Consider the following 3,741-nt stretch of genomic DNA (forward strand, 5'->3'; position numbering starts at 1 on the left):
TTAAATCATCATACGCTGGGTTTGCGTAATGTACTTTGTTTTGCGCATTACCTGTCGTATACATCTCAAGGAATGACATAGGATCCATATAATCCGGACTCCATCCCGCATATGACATTGCATAATCTCCACTTGCTTCAAGTTTTAATTTTTGTGCAAATGGCTGCATTTTTGTTGGAACTGTTAAACCTGGTAAGTTCTTTTCAAATTGGCCTTTTAAATACTCTCCGATTTTTTTAGCATCATCAGTATCAAAGTTTAATAGCTCTAACTCTACTTTGTCTACACCAAGTTCTTTTTTACCAGCTTCCCAGTATTTTTGTGCTTCTTTCATATCCTCTTTTATAAGCTTTCCGTTTTCTTCACGGAAGTCTTTTCCATTCGGACCTTTTGCTAAGCCTTTCGGAACAAAACCATATATACCCTCTGAACCATCGTTTAAGATCACTTTTCCGATGTTTTCACGTTCAAAGGACATTGCAATTGCTTTTCGGATATTTTTATTTGCTAAAAATTTATTCTTTTCATTTAAGCGAATAAATTGTGTAGATGGTCTCTTAATCGTTTTAAAGTCAGCATCTGATTTGTATTTATCTACAAACTCTGATGTTAAGACTACACGATCAATTGCTTTCGTTTCATATAGATTTATAGCAGTTGAACGATCCTTAACAATATTGAAGTTTATTTCCTCAAGTTTTACTTCTTTATTTTCCCAATACGTTGGATTCTTCTTAAGTTGGAAACTTTGTTCATGCTTCCATTCATTTAATACGAATGGACCATTATAAAGTGTCGTATTGGATTCTAATCCAAATTTTGCTCCTTGTTCTGTTACAAACTTCTCATTCAAAGGATACAATGTTGGATAGACTGTTAAACTTACAAAATAAGGAACAGGGTTATCTAATTCCACTTCAAGTGTATGATCATCAATTGCCTTTACACCAAGTTCTTCAACTGGTAACTCTTTTTTGTTAACTTTCTCCGCATTTTTAACATCAAATAGTATGTAAGCAAACTTGGCACCCGTGTTTGAATCTACAGCTCTTCGCCAAGAATAAACGAAGTCCTTCGCTGTTACAGGTTCACCATTAGACCATTTCGCATCTTCACGTAACTTAAACACATACTTTTTGCCATCCTCTGATTTCTCATAAGATTTAGCGACACCCGGAACAAGTTTATCATCTTTCCCCAGACGATATAACCCTTCCATTGTGTTATTCATGATGTTAGAAGATGTTGCATCTGTTGATAACGTCGTATCCATAGTTGGGATTTCAGCTGTCTCAGTTAGATTTAACACTTGCTTGTTTGAGGATTTTTCTTTCGCGCCTGCTTTATTATCCTCTTTTTGGTAACTACAAGCTCCTAACATACTGACAGTCAACGTCGATGCAAGTAATAACGGTATCTTTTTCTTCATGTTGTGTTGCCTCCCCTAATTGCACTTCCTGTACCCTCACTTGTAAAAAAGTAGAATTGAAAGAATAATCTCCAAGTTTCTACAATTTTCATTATACATATAATATAACAATTGTGAATATAGTTTTTTGTTTTTTTGTTAAAATTTTTAATAAAATGTTTATTTTTTTATTTTTTTGTAAAGGGATACGTTAACATTGCTACCATCATCTTGCAATCAGACCTTTAATTGCGTATAATTTTCAAAAAATTAGTTCTAGTACATATTATAGCTTTTATAGTATAATAATTCTAGTAATATTTTGACGGAGGGGAACATTTTGAATAAAGTTTTTTTTCATACTTGTATACTAATTTTCATAGCGATAATCGCTTCTAGTATTGGCGCATTCCTCGTTTCATCGCAATTTTTGTTGAATTTTGTCAATATATCGTTTTATGTTGCACTATTTTTTATTCTCATAGGCGGTTTTTTATTCATATTTCAAAATGGATTTTTTAACGTAACAATTTACGCCTTCCAGAGAGTATTTGGTACGAACAAAAAAGTGGACTCTTTAATTGAAGAAGTAGAGGAACCTGTCGATAAGAAAGAACGTATTTATAAAACATATTCATTCAAATGGACGTATCCAATTTGCATTACCGGTATCGTTCTTGGGTTGTTCTCGACCTTCATTAGCTTTACTATTTTGATGTAGTTTGCAAACACTATCCCATATGATATAATAATCAGCAAAACATTTTGTTATAAAACTTTAGTTCTTTCATATTTAAAGAGCTCAGGTAACAATAAATAAATTTATATGTATGCGATGATAAAGAAGAGTACATATTGAGGCAATTTCAGAGAGCTTGTGGCTGGTGTGAACAAGTAATTGTACAGTATGGAATGGGCTTTTGAGCTCCAAACCGAACCGAAAGTAGTAGGCTTTGGCGTTATATCCAAACGTTATTATGGATTAGAGAGATTTCACAGTAGTGAAATAATTAGGGTGGTACCGCGGTCCATTCGTCCCTATAGTTTTTTGGGATGAATGGGCTTTTTTGTTTGCCTTCTCTTCCCCATCACGCATTCAAATTTAGGAGGAATTACTTATGTCAGTTATCTTTTCTGGTATTCAGCCAAGTGGAACGATTACACTTGGAAACTATTTAGGAGCTATGAAGCAATTTACAGAGCTTCAAAATGAACACGACTGTTATTTCTGTATTGTAAATCAACATGCGATTACAGTGCCTCAAGATCCCGTGGGGCTTCGTAAAAACATCCGCAGTCTTGCTGCACTTTATGTAGCATGCGGTATCGATCCTGAAAAAGCTACGTTATTTGTACAGTCAGAAGTACCGGCACACGCTCAACTAGGATGGATTATGCAATCAGTTGCTTACGTTGGAGAATTAGAGCGTATGACGCAATATAAAGATAAAGCATCAGGTAGAGATTCAGTTCCAGCTGGATTACTAACTTATCCACCATTAATGGCTGCTGATATTTTACTTTACAACACTGAAATCGTGCCTGTTGGTGATGACCAAAAGCAACATATGGAATTAACACGTGACCTAGCAGAGCGTTTCAACAAACGCTTCCGTGAAGTATTCACAATTCCTGAAATTCGCATTCCAAAAGTAGGAGCTCGCGTTATGTCACTAACAGAGCCTACGAAAAAAATGAGTAAATCTGATCCGAATCCAAAATCAATGATCAGCATGCTTGATGAACCAAAAACAATTGAAAAGAAAATTAAGAGTGCTGTAACTGACTCTGAAGGTATCGTGAAATTCGATAAAGAAAACAAACCTGGCATCTCTAACTTATTAACAATCTACTCTTCATTCTCTGGAAAAACAGTTGAAGAAATCGAAGCAATGTACGAAGGAAAAGGATATGGCGACTTCAAAGGCGACCTAGCACAAGTAGTCGTAGAAGCGATTCGTCCAATCCAAGACAAATATAACGAACTAATCAACTCACCAGAACTAGACGAAATTCTAGACAAAGGTGCCGAAAAAGCAAATCGCGTTGCATTCAAACAACTACGCAAAGTAGAAAACGCAATGGGACTAAGTAGAAAACGTAGGTAACTTATAAAGCGGAAGCGGCTCGTTTAGAATGTGAGGGGGATGGAGCTCCTGACGTAGAGGTGTTTTTTGCCTCGCAGGAAGGCGCGAAGCCACCGAACATTCTTGCCGCTGGAGCTGGATTTCATATAAAGCGGAGGCGACTGTTTAGCCCTGACGGCTAAGGTTCTTTCTCACAGAAGGTGCTTTTTACCTTCTCGTGGGGAAGGTTCTTAGACGCGAAGGGCT

At 36.2% G+C, this 3,741-nt stretch carries 3 protein-coding genes and 1 other annotated feature; of the genes, 2 read left to right on the forward strand and 1 reads right to left on the reverse strand.

What is annotated here, in order from left to right:
• The coding region (locus tag MR079_RS27865; RefSeq protein WP_242295044.1) for a peptide ABC transporter substrate-binding protein at positions 1 to 1,429 on the reverse strand (1,429 nt) is incomplete at its 3' end.
• 319 nt (positions 1,430 to 1,748) lie between these two features.
• On the opposite strand from MR079_RS27865, the gene MR079_RS27870 reads away from it, so the two are divergent.
• Positions 1,749 to 2,129 (forward strand): DUF3899 domain-containing protein, encoded by a 381-nt coding sequence (locus tag MR079_RS27870; protein WP_139868686.1) that lies wholly within the window; start codon positions 1,749 to 1,751, stop codon positions 2,127 to 2,129.
• A gap of 105 nt (positions 2,130 to 2,234) precedes the next feature.
• Positions 2,235 to 2,451, forward strand: a binding site (T-box leader).
• Positions 2,452 to 2,526: 75 nt separating this feature from the next.
• A complete protein-coding gene (gene trpS / locus MR079_RS27875) occupies positions 2,527 to 3,516 on the forward strand; it encodes a tryptophan--tRNA ligase (protein ID WP_000110985.1) in 990 nt (329 codons plus the stop codon).
• The last annotated feature ends 225 nt before the right edge of the window (positions 3,517 to 3,741 follow it).

Source organism: Bacillus cereus group sp. BfR-BA-01381 (genome assembly GCF_022663555.1).
Lineage (GTDB): Bacteria > Bacillota > Bacilli > Bacillales > Bacillaceae_G > Bacillus_A > Bacillus_A pacificus.